Annotated in this window: 21 protein-coding genes; 7 read left to right on the top strand and 14 right to left on the bottom strand. The window is 73.0% G+C overall.

Going from position 1 to position 20,581, the window contains the following annotated elements; all coding sequences use genetic code 11:
* The first annotated feature begins 87 nt into the window (after nt 1-87).
* Complete coding sequence (locus tag E5083_RS16360) at nt 88-552, top strand: DUF3093 domain-containing protein (protein WP_135786424.1); 465 nt, start codon at nt 88-90, stop codon at nt 550-552.
* Nucleotides 553-574: 22 nt separating this feature from the next.
* Here the strand turns inward: E5083_RS16360 and E5083_RS16365 are convergent, their stop codons facing one another.
* The 4 genes from E5083_RS16365 to E5083_RS16380 form a co-directional block, all read right to left on the bottom strand.
* Nucleotides 575-1,480 (bottom strand): hypothetical protein, encoded by a 906-nt coding sequence (locus E5083_RS16365; RefSeq protein ID WP_135786425.1) that lies wholly within the window; start codon nt 1,478-1,480, stop codon nt 575-577.
* A gap of 13 nt (nt 1,481-1,493) precedes the next feature.
* Nucleotides 1,494-1,790 carry a DUF4193 domain-containing protein gene (locus tag E5083_RS16370; protein ID WP_005481602.1) on the bottom strand — a complete coding sequence of 99 codons (297 nt, stop codon included), beginning with the start codon at nt 1,788-1,790 and terminating at the stop codon, nt 1,494-1,496.
* A 406-nt stretch (nt 1,791-2,196) separates the two neighbouring features.
* Nucleotides 2,197-3,477 (bottom strand): sensor histidine kinase, encoded by a 1,281-nt coding sequence (locus tag E5083_RS16375; RefSeq protein ID WP_135786426.1) that lies wholly within the window; start codon nt 3,475-3,477, stop codon nt 2,197-2,199.
* A gap of 6 nt (nt 3,478-3,483) precedes the next feature.
* Nucleotides 3,484-4,137, bottom strand: a complete 654-nt coding sequence (locus E5083_RS16380; RefSeq protein ID WP_007387794.1) for a response regulator transcription factor — start codon at nt 4,135-4,137, stop codon at nt 3,484-3,486.
* Nucleotides 4,138-4,549: 412 nt separating this feature from the next.
* Between E5083_RS16380 and E5083_RS31220 the strand changes: the two genes are divergently transcribed.
* Nucleotides 4,550-4,723: a hypothetical protein gene (locus E5083_RS31220; RefSeq protein ID WP_165425622.1), complete on the top strand. Its 174-nt coding sequence runs from the start codon at nt 4,550-4,552 to the stop codon at nt 4,721-4,723.
* Nucleotides 4,724-4,773: 50 nt separating this feature from the next.
* Here the strand turns inward: E5083_RS31220 and E5083_RS16385 are convergent, their stop codons facing one another.
* Together E5083_RS16385 and E5083_RS16390 are read right to left on the bottom strand one after the other, a co-directional pair.
* Complete coding sequence (locus E5083_RS16385) at nt 4,774-5,589, bottom strand: inositol monophosphatase family protein (RefSeq protein ID WP_135786427.1); 816 nt, start codon at nt 5,587-5,589, stop codon at nt 4,774-4,776.
* Nucleotides 5,590-5,597: 8 nt separating this feature from the next.
* Entirely contained in the window at nt 5,598-6,725 is a 1,128-nt protein-coding gene (locus tag E5083_RS16390; protein WP_135786428.1) for a ferrochelatase, read from the bottom strand.
* A 175-nt stretch (nt 6,726-6,900) separates the two neighbouring features.
* On the opposite strand from E5083_RS16390, the gene E5083_RS16395 reads away from it, so the two are divergent.
* Together E5083_RS16395 and E5083_RS16400 are read left to right on the top strand one after the other, a co-directional pair.
* A complete protein-coding gene (locus tag E5083_RS16395) occupies nt 6,901-8,139 on the top strand; it encodes an MFS transporter (protein ID WP_135786429.1) in 1,239 nt (412 codons plus the stop codon).
* Nucleotides 8,099-9,415 carry a D-arabinono-1,4-lactone oxidase gene (locus tag E5083_RS16400; RefSeq protein ID WP_135786430.1) on the top strand — a complete coding sequence of 439 codons (1,317 nt, stop codon included), beginning with the start codon at nt 8,099-8,101 and terminating at the stop codon, nt 9,413-9,415. The genes E5083_RS16395 and E5083_RS16400 overlap by 41 nt, the downstream gene beginning before the upstream one ends.
* Here the strand turns inward: E5083_RS16400 and E5083_RS16405 are convergent.
* Nucleotides 9,342-10,115: a RodZ family helix-turn-helix domain-containing protein gene (locus E5083_RS16405; RefSeq protein ID WP_135786431.1), complete on the bottom strand. Its 774-nt coding sequence runs from the start codon at nt 10,113-10,115 to the stop codon at nt 9,342-9,344. The genes E5083_RS16400 and E5083_RS16405 overlap by 74 nt on opposite strands.
* A gap of 481 nt (nt 10,116-10,596) precedes the next feature.
* Here E5083_RS16405 and sepH point away from each other — a divergent pair, with 481 nt between their 5' ends.
* Entirely contained in the window at nt 10,597-11,637 is a 1,041-nt protein-coding gene (sepH, locus tag E5083_RS16410; RefSeq protein ID WP_135786432.1) for a septation protein SepH, read from the top strand.
* Nucleotides 11,638-11,694: 57 nt separating this feature from the next.
* Here the strand turns inward: sepH and E5083_RS16415 are convergent, their stop codons facing one another.
* Nucleotides 11,695-12,537 carry a sulfurtransferase gene (locus E5083_RS16415; RefSeq protein WP_135786433.1) on the bottom strand — a complete coding sequence of 281 codons (843 nt, stop codon included), beginning with the start codon at nt 12,535-12,537 and terminating at the stop codon, nt 11,695-11,697.
* Between the two features lie 251 nt (nt 12,538-12,788).
* Here E5083_RS16415 and E5083_RS16425 point away from each other — a divergent pair, with 251 nt between their 5' ends.
* A complete protein-coding gene (locus E5083_RS16425; RefSeq protein ID WP_135786435.1) occupies nt 12,789-13,589 on the top strand; it encodes a VOC family protein in 801 nt (266 codons plus the stop codon).
* A gap of 21 nt (nt 13,590-13,610) precedes the next feature.
* Here E5083_RS16425 and E5083_RS16430 read toward each other — a convergent pair whose 3' ends face one another.
* From E5083_RS16430 to E5083_RS16450, 5 genes are read right to left on the bottom strand one after another with little or no spacing between them, the layout of a single operon-like run.
* The gene (locus E5083_RS16430; protein ID WP_135786436.1) at nt 13,611-14,261 is read right to left on the bottom strand and encodes a thymidine kinase; all 651 of its coding nucleotides are present in this window, start codon (nt 14,259-14,261) and stop codon (nt 13,611-13,613) included.
* Nucleotides 14,262-14,299: 38 nt separating this feature from the next.
* Entirely contained in the window at nt 14,300-15,490 is a 1,191-nt protein-coding gene (locus E5083_RS16435; protein WP_135786437.1) for an alkaline phosphatase family protein, read from the bottom strand.
* Nucleotides 15,490-16,077, bottom strand: a complete 588-nt coding sequence (locus E5083_RS16440; RefSeq protein WP_208754060.1) for a DUF5998 family protein — start codon at nt 16,075-16,077, stop codon at nt 15,490-15,492. Before E5083_RS16440 ends, E5083_RS16435 begins: the two co-directional genes overlap by 1 nt.
* Nucleotides 16,078-16,087: 10 nt before the next feature.
* On the bottom strand, nt 16,088-16,480 hold the full coding sequence (locus E5083_RS16445; protein WP_135786439.1) for a hypothetical protein: 393 nt from the start codon (nt 16,478-16,480) through the stop codon (nt 16,088-16,090).
* Nucleotides 16,481-16,491: 11 nt separating this feature from the next.
* Entirely contained in the window at nt 16,492-19,293 is a 2,802-nt protein-coding gene (locus E5083_RS16450; protein WP_208754061.1) for a bifunctional acetate--CoA ligase family protein/GNAT family N-acetyltransferase, read from the bottom strand.
* Nucleotides 19,294-19,398: 105 nt separating this feature from the next.
* Here E5083_RS16450 and E5083_RS16455 point away from each other — a divergent pair, with 105 nt between their 5' ends.
* Entirely contained in the window at nt 19,399-19,680 is a 282-nt protein-coding gene (locus tag E5083_RS16455; protein WP_135786440.1) for an HPr family phosphocarrier protein, read from the top strand.
* Nucleotides 19,681-19,854: 174 nt separating this feature from the next.
* Here the strand turns inward: E5083_RS16455 and E5083_RS16460 are convergent, their stop codons facing one another.
* The gene (locus E5083_RS16460) at nt 19,855-20,538 is read right to left on the bottom strand and encodes a GntR family transcriptional regulator (protein ID WP_135786441.1); all 684 of its coding nucleotides are present in this window, start codon (nt 20,536-20,538) and stop codon (nt 19,855-19,857) included.
* Nucleotides 20,539-20,581: the final 43 nt, after the last annotated feature.

Raw genomic sequence — 20,581 nt, forward strand, 5'->3', positions numbered from 1 at the left:
CGCAGACCTTACCGCTCCGCCCTGTGGCCGCCACCACGCCGCCGCCCCGGCGTCCGGGATGTCCGTCCACCGTGCCAAGCTTGGCTCATGCAGCTCTCCGCCGCCCCCTACGAAGAACGCCTGACCGCCCCCCGCTCGTGGTGGCTGATCAGCGTGCTCGTGGGCGTCTCCTTCGCCCTGATCCTGCTGCCTTTCGGCACCCTGCCGCTGCTCGGCGGCCTGGTCGGCGGCACGGCCGTCGCGGCGGTGATGGCCAGCGCGTACGGCTCCCCGCGCATCCGCGTGGTGGGCGACGCGCTGATCGCGGGCGACGCCCGTATCCCGGTGGCGGCGCTCGGCGCGGCCGAGGTGCTGGACGCGGAGGAGGCCCGCGCCTGGCGCACGTACAAGGCCGACGTCCGCGCGTTCCTGCTGCTGCGCGCCTACATCCCGACGGCGCTGCGGGTCGAGGTGACCGACCCCGAGGACCCGACGCCGTACCTGTACCTGTCGACGCGGGACCCGGAGAAGCTGGCGGCGGCGATCGCGGGCGCGAAGACCCCGGCCGCCTGAGCCGCGCCGGATCAGCGCGACGTCAGCTCCCGGTGCCCTCCGGGTAGCCGGTGATCCTCAGCGGGTCCTCGGGCTCCTCCAGCGGCGGCAGGTCGGCCAGCCGGTCCCAGGGGACCTGGCTCTTGCGCAGGTCGGCCCGCACGCGTGCGGCGAGCTTCCGGGTGTCCCGGCGGTTCATGACCGCGCCGACGGCGGCGCCGACCATGAAAGGCATGAGGTTGGGCAGGTTGCGGACCATGCGCTTCATGATCCGCTGGCGCAGTTCGCGCTTCATCCGGCCGCTGAGGGCGACGTCGATGGACGCCGGTTTCATCACGTCGATCCCGCGCTCCCCCGACCAGGAGGACAGATACGCGGTGCTGCGGACGCGGAGGCCGCCCGGCGGGCGCAGGCCGTAGACCTCGTGGAGTTCGGCGATGAGCTTCAGCTCGATCGCGGCGACCCCGGTGATCTCGGCGGCCAGCTCGGTGGGCATGGCGGGCGGTACGGGGAGCATGGCGGCAGCGCCGATCCCGGCGCCGACCGTGGAGGTCCCGGCGGCCGCTCCGGCCACCAATTTGTCGGCGAGCTGCTCGGGCCCGAGGCCCGGGAACTGCCGGCGCAGGGTCGCCAGGTCGCGTACGGGGACGCGTGGGGCCAGGTCGATGACCCGGTCGGCGACGTAGGCGAGTCCCGCGCGGGCGTGCGTGCCGCCCCTGCGGGCGCCTTCGCGGGCCAGCAGGCGGGCGCGGGCGCGCATCGCCGCCGCCCGGCCGGGGGACTCCCCCGTCCTGGCCGCGTCGGTCTCAGACGCCGGTTCGAGCGAGGCCCCCGGTTCGGCGGGGCCCCGCTCGTCTTCGTCACGTGTGCCGTGCGAGCCCTTGAAGAGCCCTTTGTCCGCTCCCGGAAGGTGGAAGCGGCGCTTCCGCGGAGGGGTCGAGCCAGTCACGGCCGACCCGTCCCTAGTCGCAGTCGCGGCAGATCGGCTGGCCGTTCTTCTCACGGGCCAACTGGCTGCGGTGGTGGACCAGGAAGCAGCTCATGCAGGTGAACTCGTCCTGCTGCTTGGGCAGCACGCGGACGGCCAGCTCCTCGTTGGAGAGGTCGGCGCCCGGAAGCTCAAGGCCCTCAGCGGCCTCGAACTCGTCGACGTCCACCGCGGAGGTGGACTTGTCGTTCCGGCGGGCCTTCAGCTCTTCGAGACTGTCCGAGTCGACGTCGTCGTCGGTCTTGCGTGGAGTGTCGTAATCGGTTGCCATGTGTCGCTCTCCCCCTCTGGGTGTCTGCGGTGTCTTCAGCGCACGTAACGCGTGAGAGGCCGGACTTGTGCCCGACCTGAGGCGGAGATTTTGCCTCACATCAAGGTCTGTTACTCAATCGACACCCAACCCGGCCCCTCGTGAGTGATCGGCTTGGATGGCGGTGAGGACCGTACACGGTTCGAATGCCGCACCTCAAAGGCGCCTCATCGTGTACTTCCCGTGATCAGGAGCCTTGAAAACCCGGATTTTCCCGGCTTTCCGGCCCCCTTCATGATCACAGACAGTGCATGGCCGGAAATCCGCCCATGTGATTGATCACACAGGGAAAACCTCTTTCGGTGCTCGGAAAATTCCGCGCGAAGCGAACATCCTCCGCGAGTGTCGGGATCTGTGACAAGGGCGGTCACAACGGCAGCGTCACCCGCATCACCAGACCGCCGCCCTCACGCGGAACGGCCGCGATGTGCCCGCCGTGCGCCCGCGCCACGGACCGCACGATGGACAGACCGAGCCCGACCCCCTTATCGCTGCCCGTACGCTCCGTACGCAGCCGCCGGAAGGGCTCGAAGAGATTGTCGATCTCGTACGCGGGCACCACGGGACCGGTGTTGGCCACGGTCAGCACCGCACGGCCGTGCTCGACCGCCGTGCTGACCTCCACCCACCCGATCTCCGCCGCCCCGCCGTCGCGCTGCGTCTCGTCCGGGGCCACGTTGTAGCGCACCGCGTTCTGTACGAGGTTGAGCGCAATGCGCTCCAGCAGCACGCCGTTGCCGCGCACCACGGCGGGCTCCAGCTCGCTGCGGATCTCCACGCCGCGGGCCTCGGCCTCGCCGCGCACCTGGTCGATGGCCTGCCCGGCCACCTCCGCGAGGTCCACCGGACCCCGCTCGACGATCTGGTTGTCGCTGCGGGCGAGCAGCAGCAGGCCCTCCACCAACTGCTCGCTGCGCTCGTTGGTGGCCAGCAGGGTCTTGCCGAGCTGCTGCAGCTCCACCGGGGCGTTCGGGTCCGAGAGGTGGACCTCAAGCAGCGTGCGGTTGATCGCCAGCGGGGTGCGCAGCTCGTGCGAGGCGTTGCCGACGAAGCGCTGCTGGGCGGTGAAGGCACGCTGGAGGCGCTCCAGCATGTCGTCGAAGGTGTCGGCCAGCTCCTTCAGCTCGTCGTCCGGTCCGTCCAGCTCGATCCGCCGGGACAGGTCGGAACCGGCCACCTGGCGGGCGGTGCGGGTGATCCGGCCGAGCGGGGAGAGCACCCGGCCGGCCATCGCGTAGCCGAACGCGAAGGCGATCACCGCGAGGCCCAGCAGGGCCAGCAGCGAGCGGCTGAGCAGGTTGTCCAGGGCCACCTGGCGCTGGTGGTCGACGCACTGGCTGATCGCAGTGTTGAAGTCCTGGAGCGACAGGCTGGTGGTGTTGTTGATCGCCGGGCAGTTGCCGCTGGACACGCGGAGGTCCTGGTAGCCGACGATCTTGAACAGGGGCTGGTTGCCGGTGCTGATCGCCTGCGCGGCCAGCAGATAGATGATCGACAGCAGCAGGATGCCGGCGATCAGGAACATACCGCCGTACAGCAGGGTGAGCCGTATCCGGATGGTCGGGCGCAGCCAGGGGAAGGGCGGCTGGGGGCGGGGGTCCCAGGTGGGCTTCGGGGGCGCCTGGGGCGGCGCGGGCGAGGCGGCCACGGCGGATCAGATCCGGTAGCCGGAGCCGGGGACCGTCACGATCACCGGGGGCTCGCCGAGTTTGCGGCGCAGCGTCATCACCGTCACCCGCACCACGTTGGTGAAGGGGTCGGTGTTCTCGTCCCACGCCTTCTCCAGCAGCTGCTCGGCCGACACGACCGCGCCCTCGCTGCGCATCAGGACCTCCAGCACCGCGAACTCCTTCGGCGCGAGCTGGACCTCCTTGCCGTCGCGGAAGACCTCGCGGCGGTTGGGGTCGAGCTTGATACCGGCCCGCTCCAGGACGGGGGGCAGCGGCACGCTGGTGCGGCGGCCGAGGGCGCGCACGCGGGCGATCAGCTCGCTGAAGGCGAACGGCTTGGGCAGGTAGTCGTCGGCGCCGATCTCCAGGCCCTCGACGCGGTCGCTGACGTCACCGGAGGCGGTGAGCATCAGCACGCGCGTAGGCATCCCCAGCTCCACGATGCGGCGGCAGACGTCGTCGCCGTGCACGAGCGGGAGGTCGCGGTCGAGGACGACCACGTCGTAGTCGTTGACGCCGATGCGCTCCAGGGCGGCCGCCCCGTCGTACACGACGTCGACGGCCATGGCCTCCCGGCGCAGTCCGGTGGCCACCGCATCGGCGAGCAACTGCTCGTCCTCGACGACGAGTACACGCACGTCGCTAGTCCTTCCTGAAGTCCACCCGCGTAGCCGCGCCGGGGCGCGGGCGGGCGGAGACGGCCGTGGGATCGGGCCTCCATCCTGCCCTTTTCGGCCATAAGTCGGCTGTAAGCCGGGAGCGGGGACCGCAGGGACGGAGGGGGCGGGACGAGAATGCCGGAATTTCTCCGGCCGGCGAGGTTTCCGCGCGGAAGCGGACGGGGAGGACGGCTTTACACCCCGCGATCACGCTCTGCATGTGCCGCAGCACCATGCGGTACTCCGCGATCACTCGGCGGAGCGGGCGCGGGTGTCCGGCACCGTCGCCGCCCAGCAGGGCAGCGCTGGGCACCCGCGGCGATGATCGCCCCTTCCTTGACCCGGCACATCCCGTGCCACCGACCCACGACCCAGGACGAGGGGGCGCAGCATGGACGCTTTCACCACGGGACTTCTGCAGCGCATAAAGGCGACCGAGTCCGATCTGACGCGGGCGCGTGACGAGGGGGACGACTTCCTCGTCGAGGTGGAGCAGGGTGAGCTGGACGACCTGCGCCGGCTCGCCGCCGAGCACGGTGTCGAGGTCGGGGTCACCCCCGCCTGACGGCACCGGACGTCTGACCGGCACCGGACGTCTGCCCGGCCCCGAGCGGCTCAGTCCTGCCAGGCGCCGAAGTCTCCCAGCAGCCGCTGGAGGGGCTCGAAGACGGCGGGGGTACCGGCGAGCGTCAGCTCGGCCGAGGGGCGCTCTCCGGGCCGCCCACCGGTCACGGCGCCCGCTTCCCGTGCGATGAGGTCCCCCGCGGCCACGTCCCACGGGTGCAGCCCGCGCTCGTAGTACCCGTCGAGCCGGCCGCAGGCCAGGTCGCACAGGTCGATCGCCGCCGAACCTCCGCGGCGGATGTCGCGGACCAGCGGGATCAGCCGGGCCGCGATCTGGGCCTGCCAGGTGCGGACCTCGGTGACGTAGTTGAAGCCGGTGGAGATCAACGCCTGGTCCAGCGGGGCGGGCGGGCGGCAGGCCAGCGGCCGCTCGCCCTCCCAGGCGCCGGTGGCCCAGGCGCCCCCGCCGAGCACGGCCTGGTAGGTCTCGCCGCGCATCGGGGCCGCGACCACGCCCGCCACGGTCTCCCCGTCCACCTCGGCCGCGATGGACACGGCCCAGGTCGGCAGCCCGTACAGGTAGTTGACCGTGCCGTCGAGCGGGTCGATCACCCAGCGGACCCCGCTGGTGCCCTCGGTGCTCGCGCCCTCCTCACCGAGGAACCCGTCGTCGGGACGGCGCCCGGAGATCAGGTCCACGATCAGCTTCTCGGCGGCGAGGTCCATCTCGGTCACGACGTCGACCGGGCTGGACTTGGTCGCCGCCACCGCGAGATCGGCCGGCCGCCCGTCCCGCAGCAGCGCACCCGCCTGCCGGGCGGCCTCCTGGGCGAGCTGGAGCAGTTCGGAGTGGAGGGGGTCGGTCACGGGACTCCTTATGCGAAGGGGCTGTCGGCGCCCGCTGCGGCGGGGCGGGGGGCCCGGGCCGGGCAGCAGCCGACCGGGCACACGTTGTGGCTCGCGCCGAGGGTGCCCAGGGCGCACGGGGTGATCTCGCGGCCGCCCTCGGTCTCGCACCGCTCGACGACCAGGTCGCGGACGGCGGCGGCGAAGCGGGGGTCGGAGCCCACGGTGGCCGAGCGGCGTACTGGCAGGCCCAGTTCCGCCGCCTTGGCGGTGGCCTCGGTGTCGAGGTCGTAGAGGACCTCCATGTGGTCGGAGACGAAGCCGATGGGGGCCATCACCACGGCCGGGACCCCGGCGGCGTGCCGCTCCTCCAAGTGGTCGCAGATGTCCGGCTCCAGCCAGGGGATGTGCGGGGCGCCGGAGCGGGACTGGTAGACGAGCTGCCAGGGGTGGTCGACGCCGGTGCGCTCGCGGACGGCGTCGGCGATGAGCCGGGCCACGTCCAGGTGCTCGGCGACATAGGCGCCCCCGTCCCCGTGACCCTCGACGGGGCCGGAGGTGTCGGCGGCGGCGAGCGGGATGGAGTGGGTGGTGAAGGCGAGGTGGGCGCCGTCGCGCACCTCGTCGGGCAGGTCGGCCAGCGAGCGCAGTACGCCGTCGACCATGGGCTCGACGAAGCCGGGGTGGTTGAAGTAGTGCCGGAGCTTGTCGACCTTCGGGGGCGTCAGCCCCTCCGCCTCCAGCGCGGCGAGCGCGTCGGCCAGGTTCTCCCGGTACTGGCGGCAGCCCGAGTAGGAGGCGTAGGCGCTGGTGGCGAGGACCAGCACGCGGCGGCGGCCGTCGGCGGTCAGCTCGCGCAGGGTGTCGGTGAGGTACGGCTGCCAGTTGCGGTTGCCCCAGTAGACCGGCAGGTCCAGGCCGTGGTCGGCGAAGTCCTTGCGGAGGGCGTCCAGCAGCTCGCGGTTCTGCTCGTTGATCGGGCTGACGCCGCCGAACAGGAAGTAGTGCTGCCCGACCTCCTTGAGGCGTTCCCTGGGGATGCCGCGGCCGCGCGTGACGTTCTCCAGGAACGGGACCACGTCGTCCGGCCCCTCGGGACCGCCGAAGGAGAGCAGGAGGAGGGCGTCGTAGGGGGTGACATCGAGCGCGTCTGGCATGACTCGATCCTGCCACCCGCCGCTGACAGGGCGGAAACGGCACGGGGGTGCGCCGGGAAAGCAGCTCTTCACACCGATTCGTCCCGGCCAAAAACGGTCTGCGTTAGGGTCACCTAACTTGTAAGCTGTATCCACCTACTTCGCGCCTTACTGAGCAGTCCAGACGGAGCCCCGCGTGCCCAGCCCCTACCGCGCCCTGTTCACCGAACCGGGCACCAAGAGCTTCTCCGCCGCGGGACTCGTCGGCCGGATGCCGCTGTCGATGATGGGCATCGGCGTGGTCACGATGATTTCCCAGCTCACCGGCCGCTACGGCCTCGCGGGCGCCCTCTCGGCCACCATGGCGCTCTCCGCCGCCGTGCTCGGACCGCAGATCTCCCGGCTGGTGGACCGGCACGGGCAGCGCCGGGTGCTGCGCCCCGCGACCCTGGTGGCGCTCGCGGCCGGCGCCGGGCTGCTGCTCGCCGCGCACTTCGGCTGGCCGGACTGGACGCTGTTCGCCTTCGCGGCCGGGGTCGGCGCGGTGCCGAGCCTCGGCGCGATGATCCGCTCCCGCTGGGCCGCGCTCTACGCCGGGGACCCGAGGCTGCACACCGCCTACTCGTTCGAGTCGGTCGTCGACGAGGTCTGCTTCATCTTCGGGCCGATCCTGTCCATCGGCCTGTCCACCGCCTGGTTCCCGGAGGCGGGCCCGCTGCTCGCGGCCTGCTTCCTGGCCGTCGGCGTCTTCTGGCTGACCGCCCAGCGCGCCACCGAGCCGGTGCCGCACCCGCGCGAGGACCACCACACCGGCAGCGCGCTGCGCTCCCCCGGGCTCCAGGTGCTGGTGGCGACCTTCGTGGCCACGGGCACGATCTTCGGCGCGATCGACGTGGTCACCGTGGCCTTCGCCGACGAGCGCGGCCACAAGGGCGCGGCCAGCGTGGTGCTCGCGCTGTACGCGGCCGGTTCGTGCGTCGCGGGCCTGGTCTTCGGCCTGCTGCGCTTCTCCGGTCCGGCGCAGCGTCGGTGGCTGCTGGGCGTGGGCGCGATGGCCATGAGTATGATCCCACTCCTACTGGTCGGAAACCTGGCACTTCTGGCCGCGGCACTGTTCGTTGCGGGACTGTCCATCGCACCGACGATGATCACGACGATGTCCCTCATCGAAAAGCACGTACCTCGCGCGAACCTCACCGAGGGCATGACCTGGGTGGGCACCGGTCTGGCGGTCGGGGTCGCGCTCGGCTCCGCCATGGCGGGCTGGGTGATCGACGCGGCCGGAGCGCGCGCCGGGTACGGGGTCCCGGTGGCCGCCGGGGCCGCCGCGGTCGTGGTCGGTTTCCTCGGGTACCGCCGGCTGCGCAGGCCGGTCACGGGGCGGGGAGGCACCGTTGAGCAGCACGGCGAACCGGAAGCACGGAACGTGGCGTAACTGGGGCGGCAATGTCACCGCCCGGCCCGCCCGGCAGGTGACACCGGCCTCGGTCGAGGAACTGGCCGCCGAGGTACGCAAGGCCGCCGAGCGCGGGCAGCGGGTGAAGGCGGTGGGCACCGGACACTCCTTCACCTCCGTCGCCGCCACGGACGGGGTGCTGATCCGCCCCGACCTGCTGACCGGCATCCGCGCCATCGACCGCGCCGCCATGACCGTCACGGTCGAGGCGGGCACCCCGCTGAAGCGGCTCAACGCGGCGCTGGCGCGCGAGGGTCTGTCGCTCACCAACATGGGCGACATCATGGAGCAGACCGTCGCGGGGGCCACCAGCACCGGCACCCACGGCACCGGCCGGGAGTCCGGCTCCATAGCCGCCCAGATCACCGGGCTCGAACTCGTCACCGCCGACGGCTCGGTGCTCACCTGCTCCGCCGAGCAGAACCCCGAGATCTTCGCCGCCGCCCGGATCGGCCTCGGCGCGCTGGGTGTCGTCACCGCGCTGACCCTGGCCGTCGAGCCGCTGTTCCTGCTGAGCGCGCGCGAGGAGCCGATGCCGCTCGACCGGGTGCTGGCGGAGTTCGATCAACTCTGGGCGGAGAACGAGCACTTCGAGTTCTACTGGTTCCCGCACACCGGCAGCACCAACACCAAGCGCAACAACCGCAGCGAGGGCCCCGCGCGGCCGGTGGGGCGGGCGGCCGGCTGGTTCGAGGACGAGTTCCTCTCCAACGGCGTCTTCCAGGCGGTCCAGTGGGTGGGGCGCGCCGCTCCCGTCTCCGTCCCGGCCATCGCGCGGGTCTCCAGCCGGGCGCTGTCGGCGCGGTCGTACACCGACATCCCGTACCGGGTGTTCACCTCGCCGCGCCGGGTGCGGTTCGTGGAGATGGAGTACGCGGTGCCGCGCGCGGCGCTGGCGGAGACGCTGCGGGAGTTGCGGGCGGTGATCGAGCGGTCCGGGCTGCGGGTCAGCTTCCCGGTCGAGGTGCGCACCGCCCCGGCCGACGACATCGCCCTGTCCACCGCGTCGGGCCGGGACAGCGCCTACATCGCGGTCCACATGTTCCGGGGCACCCCGTACCAGGCGTACTTCAGCGCGGCGGAGCGCGTGTTCACCGCGCACGAGGGGCGGCCGCACTGGGGGAAGGTGCACACGCGGGACGCGGGGTACCTCGAAGGGGTGTATCCGCGCTTCACCGAGTTCACGGCGTTGCGGAACCGGCTGGACCCGGAACGGCTGTTCCAGAACGACTACTTGCGGAGGGTTCTGGGCTAGTGGGCGCCGGGTCGGTCGCGCCCTCGCTCGGCGTGGGAGCCGGGGTGGTCGCGTCCTCGCCGGGCGCGCTGCTCGGCCCGTCGCTCGGGGTCCGGGTGGTCTCGGGCGCCGTCGGCCGGGTGGTGGAGGAACCGCCCTCGGACGGGGTCTCCGCGGTGGGGCCCGTCGTGCCGGACGGCGTCTCGGCCGGGGTGGGGTCGTCGTCCCTGCGCTGGTGACGGGAGTTGTGGCCGCCGACCGCGTCGCTGACCGTGGTGCCGGAGCCGCCGCTGAAGCTGCTGCCGGACGCCGCCTCGTAGACGGTGATGCCGCCCATGGTGACGCCGAAGACCAGGGCGGCCGCGAGCAGCGGGCGCTTCCAGCTCTTGACCTTCGCCCGGTAGACGGTGCCCTCGGTGAACTCCCCCGACGCCGACGCCGGCACCGGCTCCGACTCCGGCTGGCCGGCGACCACCGCCGTACGGGACCGGGTGGTGACCCGGACCTCGCGGAACTGCTCCCCCGTGCGCCGGAAGAACTGCTGGAAGACCGAGCCGCCGCAGGTGGCGACGATGCTGACCACTCCGGCGCCCAGGATCGTGCCGTACACCCCGAAGTAGGAGGCCATCTTGGCCGCCACGACCGCCGCGAGCGCGCTGCCCGCGACCTGGGGGACGTTCAGGTCGAACCGCTTCCGACCCGCATCGGGCGTTTCACGCATACCCGGAACCCGCTGCCTTTCCCTTGCTCGGCGCCGGCTGCTGCCGACAGATCACGAGTGAGGGACGTACGAACGAAACCATTAGTTCCGTTTCGCCGGATTGCGTGAACTTCGCCACGTTGGTGACGGCCGGAACCCGCCCACGAGCGGCCAAGTCGCACCCCCCGGCAGAAGTTGACGGGCGCGCCGAACGACGCGCATGGCCCGAATGGAGTACTGTTGCGAGCCCTGGGCACCGGTGTCCCATCGGGATGTCCGGAGCCCCGCAGGGCCGCCAGGAGGGGGAAAGTTGCACAGGGTGATGGAGTTCGTCACTCAGCGTTGCGAACAGGTAACCGTGCCATAACGGCGGTGCTCGGCTCGCGCCCGACACGCCGGGCAACTCGGCAAGGTTGTGGCACGTTGCGCTCGGGCAGGCCACACTCGACTAGCGGAAGCAGCGACGCACGTGACGTCGGCAGGCACCATCCGGGAGGTCCCCATGCCCGAACTGCGTGTCGTGGCCGTCTCGAATGACGGCACACGGCTGGTGCTCAAGGCTGCCGACGCGACGGAGTACACCCTTCCGATCGACGAGCGGCTGCGCGCCGCCGTGCGCGGTGACCGCCCCCGCCTCGGCCAGATCGAGATCGAGGTGGAGAGCCACCTCCGCCCCCGTGACATCCAGGCGCGGATACGAGCCGGTGCCACCGCGGAAGAGGTCGCCCAGCTCGCCGGCATCCCCGTCGACCGGGTCCGCCGCTTCGAGGGGCCGGTGCTCGCCGAGCGTGCCTTCATGGCCGAGCGCGCCCGCAAGACCCCCGTCCGCCGCCCCGGCGAGAACTCCGGCCCGCTGCTCGGCGAGGCCGTGCAGGAGCGGCTGTTGCTGCGGGGCGCGGAGAAGGACACCGTGCAGTGGGACTCCTGGCGCCGCGACGACGGCACCTGGGAGGTCCTGCTCGTCTACCTGGTCGCGGGCGAACCGCACTCGGCGAGCTGGACGTACGACCCGCCCCGGCGGCTCGTCCAGGCCGTCGACGACGAGGCGCGCTCGCTGATCGGTGAGTCCGACGACCTCGCGGTGCCGGAGCCCAGCTTCCCGTTCGTCCCGCGTATCGCACGGCTGCCGCGCGACCGCGGCATGGACCGCGCGCTGGACCGGGGCGACCGCGAGCGGCCCAGCCTGCCCGCGCAGCCGTCCGAGCCGGTCGAGGAGTCGACGGGCGAACGCGACTCCCTGACCAGCCTGTTGGAGGCCGTGCCGAGCTTCCGGGGCGACCTGGTGGTGCCGGAGCGGCCGCCGGAGCCCCCGGAGGAGCCGGCCGAGGAGGTCATGGAGGAGGAGCCTCCGGCGCCCGCCGCGTCGGCCGGTTCCGCCTACGCGGACGTACTGATGCCCCGTGCCGTCTCCAGTCACCGCGACCGGCTGACCGGCGCGACGGACCGTCAGGCCGAGGCCGACGGGGTGCGCCCCGGCCGCCGGGCCGCCGTACCGAGCTGGGACGAGATCGTGTTCGGCACCCGGCGCAAGAAGCAGGAGTAGCGGGAGTAGCAGGACCGTAGGGGTGGAGCGCGGGTGCGCTCCACCCCTCACGTCTGCTCAGCGCGGGTCAGGACCCACCGCGACCGGGCGGGACGGGTCGTTGGACCACTCCGACCACGAACCCACGTACAGCGCGGCCGGGATGCCCGCGATCGCCAGGGCCAGCGCCTCGTGGGCGGCGGAGACACCGGAGCCGCAGTAGACGCCGACCGGGGCGTCGCCCGAGACGCCGAGGGCCTTGAAGCGGTCGCGAAGGTCGGCGGCGGGGAGGAAGCGGCCGTCGGGGCCGACGTTCTCCATGGTCGGCGCCGACAGCGCACCCGGGATGTGGCCGCCGACCCGGTCGATGGGCTCGACCTCACCCCGGTACCGCTCCCCCGCGCGGGCGTCGAGCAGCACACCGGAGCCCGCGAGTTGGGCCGCGCTGTCCGCGTCGAGCACACCGGCCGGCTCCGGCAGGGGCGCGAAGTCGCCCTGGGCCGGGGTGGGGAGGTCCGTGGACAGCGGGCCCTCCCATGCCGTCAACCCGCCGTCCAGCACCCTCACGTCCGGGTGACCCGTCGCCCGCAGCAGCCACCAGGCGCGAGCGGCCGCCCAGCCCTGGCCGCCGTCGTACACGACGACCGGGGTGCCGGCGGAGACGCCCGCGCGGCGCATGGCGGCGCCGAACTCCGCCAGGTCCGGCAGGGGATGGCGGCCGCGCGGGCCGGGAGGCGCGGCCAGCTCCCGGTCCAGGTCGACGAAGACCGCGCCGGGGAGGTGGCCGGCCTCGTAGGCGGCGCGGGCGTCGAAGGCGGGCGCGTCCGGCGCGCTCAGTTGCCAGCGCACGTCCAGCAGCGTCGGCGGGGTCGGTCCGGCCAGGTCCCGGGCCAGTTCGGCGGCGGTGATGATGACTGTCATGGCGCCATCCTCGCGCACGGGGTGGCCGCCACGCCCGGCTGCCACTACTCTGCTCGGCCGGACAGCCCCGATCACACGGCGTACGGTATCGGGCACACAGTGTGCGTTCGGCGGCACGCGCCGGTCAGGGCGGACCGCGGCCGACCGGACCTTCCGCCTGGACCGCGCGTCGCCACGTACCGGTGGCGGCTCGGGCCCGCGGGGAGCGGATGCGACGCGGCCCCCATGAGGGGCCGGAGAGAGAGTGAGCGATGACCGAGGCACCGGAGTCGGCCGGCCCACGAGCGCCGCACGCGCCCGGCACGCCGTGCTGGGTGAGCCTGATGACGCGGGCGGCGGACGCCGCCGAGGAGTTCTACGGGGCCGTGTTCGGCTGGGAGTTCCGGGCCGGGCCGCTCGGCCGCCCGGTGCGGGCGTCGCTGGGTGGCCGGGAGGTGGCCGTCATCAATCAACTCCCCGCGGACGCCGGGCTGTCGGCCGCCTGGACGCCCTATCTCGCCTCGGACGACGTCGATCTCACCGCCGAGCGGGTGCGGCTGTCGGGCGGCACGGTGGCGGTGGGCCCGCTGGACGCGGGGGAGAACGGCCGGGTCGCCATCGCCGCCGACCCCTCCGGCGCGGTCTTCGGCTTCTGCACCGCCTGGGCCCACCCCGCCCCGAAGGGCGCTCGCGGACCGGGCCTGCCCGCGTGGACCGAGCTGCGGACGGTGTCGGCGGTGCGCGTGACGACGTTCTACGCGCGGGTGTTCGGCTACGAGGCGGAGCCGCCGTCGGCCCCGGACCACATCACCCTGCGCAGCGGCGGCCGTCCGGTGGTGGCCCTGCGCGGGATGGGCCACGGTCTCCCCCGCGCCCTGGGCGCGCACTGGCTGCCGCACTTCGAGGTGGCGGACACCGACGCCACGGTCCGCCAGGTGCTGGACCTCGGCGGCCGGCTGCTGGAACCGGCGCACGACGGCCCGTACGGCAGAGTCGCGACGGTGGCGGACCCGCAGGGGGCCCGGTTCGGCGTGGCGCGCAGGGTGGGGACGGTGCCCCGGCCGCGCGGGTAGGGGCTGCCTTCCGAAACTACGTCAGCCCGAGGTCACCGGCAGGACGTCGGGGGACAGAGCGCCGGCCTGGGCTCCGGCGGCGGTCATCCGGCGGCGGTGGTGGCGGCGGCACAGGACCTCGTAACCGATGGCGGTGGCGGGGCGGTTGACGTCGCCGACCACCACCTGCTCGCCCTCCACGACCATCTCGCCGCCGACCGTGCGGGCGTTGTGCGTGGCGCGGGCGCCGCACCAGCACATCGCCTCGACCTGGAGCGTCTCTATCCGGTCGGCGAGTTCGATCAGGCGCTGGGAGCCGGGGAAGAGCTTGGTGCGGAAGTCGGTGGTGATGCCGAAGGCGAAGACGTCGAGGTCCAGGTCGTCCACCACGCGGGCGAGCTGGTCGATCTGCTCGGGGCCGAGGAACTGGGCCTCGTCCACGATCACGTAGTCGACCCTGCCGCCGCGTGACATCAGGGCGACGACATGGCCGTACAGGTCCATGCCCGGCATCGCCTCGACCGCGTCGGTGACCAGGCCGAGGCGGGAGGACAGCTTGCCCTCGCCGGCGCGGTCGTCCCGCGTGAAGATCAGGCCCTGGAGTCCTCGCGCCGAGCGGTTGTGCTCGATCTGCAGAGCCAGGGTCGACTTCCCGCAGTCCATCGTTCCGGAGAAGAACACCAGCTCGGACATGAGGGGTTGAGCACCTTTCGGCGAGTGGGAGGTGGGGGTCAGGAACGGACTTCGAGGAGGGGGACGAGCTGCTCGGCGGGGGTCATCGAGCCGTGGTTGCCGACCATCAGCGACTCCTTGGGCTCGCGCTCGGAGGCGGTGATCAGTACGTCGTCACAGGCGGCGGCGACCACGTCACCGATCCTCGGGTACACCCGCTCGTCCACGTGCGGGCCGAACCAGCCGGCCTGGACCGCCTCGTCGCGGGAGGCGATCCAGAAGCGGTCGCCGAGGACCTCGCGCCAGCAGGTCAGCACGTCGTTCGCCGCGCCGGGCACCGCGTACACGTGGCGGGCGCGGCCCTCGCCGCCGAGGAGGGAGACGCCGGCGCGCAGCTCCCAGTCCTCGTCGAAGTCGATGCGGTGCTCCTCGTCGAAGGGGATGTCGACCATGCCGTGGTCGGCGGTGACGTAGAGCGCGCTGCGCGGGGGGAGCTGTTCGGCCAGGCGCTGGGCGAGCCGGTCGACGTACATGAGCTGGCCGCGCCAGGTGTCGGAGCCGATGCCGTAGCGGTGGCCGGCGCCGTCGAGTTCGGCGTAGTACGTGTAGACCAGCGAGCGGTCGCCGGCGGCGAGCTGCTGGGCCGCGAGGTCCATGCGCTCCTCGCCGGCGAGGCTGCCGACGAAGGTGCCGCCGCTGAGCGCGACCTTGGTCAGCGGGGTGTTCTGGAAGTGCGGGGACGACACCTGGGCGGCGTGCACCCCGGCGCGGTCGGCCAGCTCGAACACGGTGGGGTACGGCTGCCAGGCGTGCGGCGGGGTCCAGGGCTGCCAGCGGAGCTGGTTCATCAGCCCGCCGGTGTCCGGGTCGCGCACGGTGTAGCCGGGCAGGCCGTGCGCGCCGGGCGGCAGACCGGTGCCGACGGAGCCCAGTGAGGTCGCCGTGGTCGCGGGGTACCCGGCGGTGAGGGGTCGGCCGGTGCCGCCGCGCGAGCTGCCGAGCAGGGAGTTGAGGAACGGCGCCTCGTCGGGGTGGGCGCGCAGCAGCTCCCAGCCGAGGCCGTCGACCAGGAAGACGCAGACCCGGTCGGCGGGGGTCAGCTCGGTGATCGCCGGGGTCATGCCGGGGACGCCGAGGCCGGCCGCGAGGGTGGGCAGCAGGTCGGCGAGGGAGCCGTGGCCGTACTCGGGCAGCGGGGCGGAGGACAGGGCGAGGGGTTCCAGGGCGTCCCAGGGAGAGGGCTGGGACATCAGCGGGTGACGTCCGCGGTCGCCTCGGAGATGGCCTGCGCGAAGGCGAGCGCCTGGCGCACGGTCTCCGGGCCGTCCCCGGCCTCGCTCACCCGCAGGCTGAGGTCGTCGGCGGTGGAGCTGCCGGTGTAGCCGTGGTCGGCCTCGCAGTTCGGGTCGCCGCAGGCGGCGGGCTCCAGGTCGAGGCGGCTGACCGCGCCCCAGCCGATGGTGAGGACGACCTCGCGGGGCAGGGTGCCCGGCGTGTACTGCTCGGGGTTGGCCACCACCCGGCTGACCACGACGGAGGAGATCCGGCCGATCTTCACGGACTCGGTGGACGTGGTGGCGTACGGCGTCGGGGAGGTGCCGTCGGCGGCCTGCTCGTCGGTGTGGCTGACGAGGAAGCGGTTGGCGGTCAGGACGAGGACGGTGACATGGCGGCGGACCTCGTTCTGGTCGAACGTGGTCTCCTGGTGGACCAGGTACGACCGGACGGCCTCGCCGCCGACAGCGGCCTCCACCGCCTCGGCCACGAGGGCCGGGTAGTAGCCGCTGCGCTCGATCGCCGCGCGAAGCCCCTGGGTCGTCGTACTGGTCTTGGCCATGGCGTCCATCCTAATCCGTGACCAGGTGCACTCCGGGCCAGTCGGGACGACCCGGCACCGCTCGCCGGACCGGTCCCGGCCGTATCTCGACGCCCTCGGCGGCGATGAGGCAGGTGACCGGTTCGCTGCCGCCGCCGTCGGCCTCGAAGGCCACGATCACCGGCGGGTCCTCGCCGAGCGACCGCGCCAGCCGGGCCCGCTCCTCGGCCGTCGGCGGCCGGAAGACGGGGTCCTGGAAGGCGAACGGGCAGGACACCAGGGCCGGAGAGAGGAAGTGCACCTCCAGCCCGTGGTGATAGGTGAGGTCGTGCCCGGCGGCGAGCCGCAGCCGCCCGGCGTCCCAGCCGAGCACCTCCCAGTCCCACCAGCTCCCCTCGGGCAGCGCCCGGCCGGCGATCTCCATCGAGCTCCCCCTCAGTACGTCGGCAGTGTGCGCGGGCCCAGGTCGTTGCGGGCCGGTGGGGGTGCGAGGCGGATGGTGGCGTCCAGGACGGTGATGCCGTGTGGGGCTACTACGACGGGTTCCAGGGTGATGGCGACCACTTCGGGGTGGTCGTCGACCAGGCGGGAGACGCGGAGGAGGAGTTCTTCGAGGGCGGGGGTGTCGACGGGGGCGGAGCCGCGCCAGCCGAAGAGGAGGGGGGCGGTGCGGATGGAGCGGATGAGGGAGGTGGCGTCGCGGTCGGTGACGGGGACCAGGCGGTGTGCCATGTCGTCCAGGAGCTGGGAGGCGGCCCCGGCCAGCCCGAAGGACAGCACGGCACCGGCCGCCGGGTCGATGACCGCCCGTACGACGGTGTCCACGCCTCGGGGGGCCATGGCCTGTACCACCGGGCGCAGTTGCTCCGGCGGGCCGAACAGGTCGGTCAACTCGCCGTACGCGCGCCGCAGTTGCTCCTCGTCCGCGAGGTCGAGCCGGACCCCGCCGAGGTCGGCGCGGTGCCGCAGGTGGGGCGCGGTGGCCTTGAGGACGACCGGGTAGCCGAGACAGCGGGCGGCGGACGCGGCGGCGTCCGGAGTGGGCGCGGGCAGCGCGGGCCGGACGTGGATGCCGTAGGTGGCGAGCAGCTCGCGGGTGTCCTCGGGGCCGACGGCGAACCCCTCGCCGCGTTCCAGCAGCCCGGCGATGATCTCGGCGGCCTTGCGCTCGTCGATGTCGTCGTACTCCGGCACCTTGCCGGGGTCGGCGGCCTCCCGGCGCCACTGCCCGTACCGGACGGCCTCGGCCAGCGCGCGCACCGCGCGTTCGGCGGCGGGGTAGGCCGGGATCAGCCGGGGGCCGTCCTCCTCGGCGGCACCGTCCGGCACCGGCACGGGAGGCAGCACCGGCGCGCCCGCCTTCGGGGCGGTGCTGGTGGCGGCGGACAGCGCCTCGGCCAGACCGCCCAGCTCGACGTGCACGACCAGCACCGGCTTGCCCGGCACCGCGGCGGCCGCCGAGCGCAGCGCCTCCGCCAGCTCGGCGTCGCCCGGCGAGCCCTCCCCGATGGCGGGGATGGCGGTGACCACGACGGCGTCGCAGGTGTCGTCCGCGAGGGCGTGGGCGAGCGCCCGGTGGAAGTCGGCGGCGGTGGCACCCGTGGTCAGGTCCAGCGGGCGGGAGGGCCGCAGCCCCTCCGCGAGGCAGCGGTCGTAGGTGAGGATGCCGAGGGACTCGGAGTTGCCGAGGATGGTGACGCGCGGCCCGGCGGGCAGCGGCTGGCGGGCCAGCAGCAGCCCGGCGTCGACCAGTTCGGTGATGGTGTCGACCCGGATCACCCCGGCCTGCCGCAGCAGCGCGGACACGGTGGCGTGCGGCAGCCGGGTGGCCCGTACCGCGTGCCCCTGCGGCGCGGAGCCCGCGCCCTGCACCACGACGAGCGGCTTGGCGGCGGCGGTGCGCCGGGCGAGCCGGGTGAACTTGCGGGGGTTGCCGATGGACTCCAGGTACATGAGGACGACATCGGTGTCGGGGTCGTCGAACCAGTACTGGAGGAGGTCGTTGCCGGAGACGTCGGCGCGGTTGCCGGAGGAGACGAAGGTGGAGACGCCCGTCACCCCGGTGACCCCTCCCCCGCGCCGGTGCAGCCGGGAGAGGAGGGCTATGCCGATGGCGCCGGACTGGGCGAACATCCCGATCCGGCCCGGCCGGGGCATCTCGGGCGCGAGGGAGGCGTTGAGCCGTACCTCCTCGGCGGTGTTGATGACGCCGAAGGCGTTGGGGCCGATGATCCGCATGCCGTAGGCCCGCGCCTGCCGGACCAGCGCCCGCTGCCGCTCCCGCCCCTCGGGCCCGCTCTCGGCGTACCCGGCGGACAGCACGACCAGCCCCTGCACCCCGTGTTCCCCGCACTCGGCGACCACCGCGGGCACCACGTCGGCCGGTACGGCGACCACGGCCACGTCCACCGGGCCCTCGATCTCCCGGACCGAGCGGTACGCGGGCACCCCGTCCACCTCGTGACAGCCGTCCGGGAAGGCGTTGTTGACCGCGTACAGCGGGCCCGCGTACCCCGCGTCCTTGATGTTGCCGAGCACGCTGCGCCCGACCCCGCCGGACGCGCGACCCACGCCGATGACGGCCACGGAGCCGGGGGCGAGCAGCCGCCGCACCGAGTGGGCCTCGGCCCGCTGCTCCCGCGCGAGCTGCACGGCCATCGAGCGGTCGGTGGGTTCGAGCCCGAACTCCAGCCGGACCACGCCGTCCTCGAAGCTGCGCTTCTGGGTGTACCCGGCGTCGGTGAACACCTTGATCATCTTGGTGTTGGCCGGCAGCACCTCGGCGGCAAAGCGCCGGATGCCGCGCTCACGGGCGACGGCCGCGATGTGCTCCAGCAGCGCGGAGGCGACCCCCCGGCCCTGATGGGCGTCCTGCACCAGGAAGGCGACCTCGGCCTCGTCGGCCGGGGCGGAGGCCGCCATGCCGTCGGCGCCGATGCGGTCGTAGCGTACGGTGGCGATGAACTCGCCGCCGACGGTGGCGGCGAGCCCCACCCGGTCCACGAAGTCGTGGTGCGTGAAGCGGTGCACGTCCTTGGCGGAGAGCCGCGGGTACGGCGCGAAGAAGCGGTAGTACTTCGACTCGTCGGACACCTGCTCGTAGAAGCTGACGAGACGGTCGGCGTCGTCGGCGGTGATGGGCCGGATGCGCGCGGTACCGCCGTCGCGCAGCACCACGTCCGCCTCCCAGTGGGCGGGGTACTCGTGCCGGTCCTGCCGGTCCGCCGGGGTCTGCATGGGGCCCAGCGTACGGCTCGCGCGGGCGTAGGGCGCGAGGCAGTGCGCGTTTCCCCATGTGGGAAACTGGTCTAGACAACCTGAGAGACTGAAGGGCAGCATCACATGGCTGAGCGCCGCGTCAACGTCGGCTGGGCCGAGGGCCTCCACGCCCGCCCCGCTTCCATCTTCGTCCGAGCCGCCACGGCCACCGGCGTCCCGGTCACGATCGCCAAGTCCGGCGGCACCCCGGTCAACGCGGGCTCGATGCTGGCCGTCCTGGGCCTGGGCGCCCAGGGTGGCGAGGAGATCACCCTGGCCTCCGACGCCGACGGCGCGGAGGCCGCGCTGGACCGGCTGGCCAAGCTGGTCGCCGAGGGCCTGGACGAGCTGCCCGAGACGGTCTGATTCTTTCTCCCCCGGAAGCCGCGTCGCCCCTTAGGGGTGGCGCGGCTTCCGCGTTTACCCGGCCGGATATCAAGGCACGCGGAAAAGCGCACCGTCGGCAATTGACGGCACGCCGGAAAAGGGCAGCACAATTGCCCGGCACGCGAATATCCCTCTTTGTATACAGCGCCCGTGTTAATTCCGGAGTCCCGCTGTGTTTACAGCATGTTGCGCGCGCCGGGCGCGGTCGCCGGCGGGGGTGCGCAGCCGGTGGGCGAGGGTCGCGCGCTCGGTGTGCAGCGCCGTGACCGCCCGCGCGCGCTCGCCGTCGCCGCGCGCCACCGCGTCCACGATCGCGCCGTGCTCCGCCCAGGTCTCCGGCGGGCTGGCCGGGCCGTCCACGCTGTACATCCAGGCGATCTTGTGCCGGAGCTGGGTGAGCGCCGAGGTCAGCGCGTGGCTGCCGCACGCCTGGGCGAGCGTCTCGTGGAACCAGCCGTCCAGTGCGCGCAGGTCGTCGCTGTTGCCGAGCCTGGCCCGCTCCTGACCCAGTCTGACCAGGCCGCGCAGCACCTTCAGATGAGCCTCGGTGCGCCGCTGGGCGGCCCGCGCGGCACCGAGCGGCTCCAGCAGCAGGCGCATCTCCAGCAGGTCGGCGGCCTCCTGCTCGGTGGGCTCGGCCACGCAGGCGCCCGCGTGGCGCCGGGTCACCACGAAGCCCTCGGCCTCCAGCGTGCGCAGCGCCTCGCGGACGGGGACGCGGGAGACGCCGTAGCGGCGGGCGAGTACCTCCTCGGTCAGCCGGCCGCCGCGCTCGTGGATTCCGGCGACGATGTCGTCCCGGATCGCCGTGCACACCGAGTGCGCCGGAATACGCATGACCCACCTCCGCCTTAATGCCCGTGAAACGCCGACGACAGCG

Origin of the sequence: Streptomyces bauhiniae (assembly GCF_004784475.1) — a bacterium.
Taxonomy (GTDB): domain Bacteria; phylum Actinomycetota; class Actinomycetes; order Streptomycetales; family Streptomycetaceae; genus Streptomyces; species Streptomyces seoulensis.

Coding starts and splice junctions, on each gene's coding strand:
- E5083_RS16360 (WP_135786424.1), top strand. CDS start 88: ATGCAGCTCTCCGCCGCCCCCTACGAAGAACGCCTGACCGCCCCCCGC.
- E5083_RS16370 (WP_005481602.1), bottom strand. CDS start 1,790: ATGGCAACCGATTACGACACTCCACGCAAGACCGACGACGACGTCGAC.
- E5083_RS31220 (WP_165425622.1), top strand. CDS start 4,550: ATGGACGCTTTCACCACGGGACTTCTGCAGCGCATAAAGGCGACCGAG.
- E5083_RS16390 (WP_135786428.1), bottom strand. CDS start 6,725: ATGCCAGACGCGCTCGATGTCACCCCCTACGACGCCCTCCTCCTGCTC.
- E5083_RS16405 (WP_135786431.1), bottom strand. CDS start 10,115: ATGCGTGAAACGCCCGATGCGGGTCGGAAGCGGTTCGACCTGAACGTC.
- sepH (WP_135786432.1), top strand. CDS start 10,597: ATGCCCGAACTGCGTGTCGTGGCCGTCTCGAATGACGGCACACGGCTG.
- E5083_RS16415 (WP_135786433.1), bottom strand. CDS start 12,537: ATGACAGTCATCATCACCGCCGCCGAACTGGCCCGGGACCTGGCCGGA.
- E5083_RS16425 (WP_135786435.1), top strand. CDS start 12,789: ATGACCGAGGCACCGGAGTCGGCCGGCCCACGAGCGCCGCACGCGCCC.
- E5083_RS16430 (WP_135786436.1), bottom strand. CDS start 14,261: ATGTCCGAGCTGGTGTTCTTCTCCGGAACGATGGACTGCGGGAAGTCG.
- E5083_RS16435 (WP_135786437.1), bottom strand. CDS start 15,490: ATGTCCCAGCCCTCTCCCTGGGACGCCCTGGAACCCCTCGCCCTGTCC.
- E5083_RS16440 (WP_208754060.1), bottom strand. CDS start 16,077: ATGGCCAAGACCAGTACGACGACCCAGGGGCTTCGCGCGGCGATCGAG.
- E5083_RS16445 (WP_135786439.1), bottom strand. CDS start 16,480: ATGGAGATCGCCGGCCGGGCGCTGCCCGAGGGGAGCTGGTGGGACTGG.
- E5083_RS16450 (WP_208754061.1), bottom strand. CDS start 19,293: ATGCAGACCCCGGCGGACCGGCAGGACCGGCACGAGTACCCCGCCCAC.
- E5083_RS16455 (WP_135786440.1), top strand. CDS start 19,399: ATGGCTGAGCGCCGCGTCAACGTCGGCTGGGCCGAGGGCCTCCACGCC.
- E5083_RS16460 (WP_135786441.1), bottom strand. CDS start 20,538: ATGCGTATTCCGGCGCACTCGGTGTGCACGGCGATCCGGGACGACATC.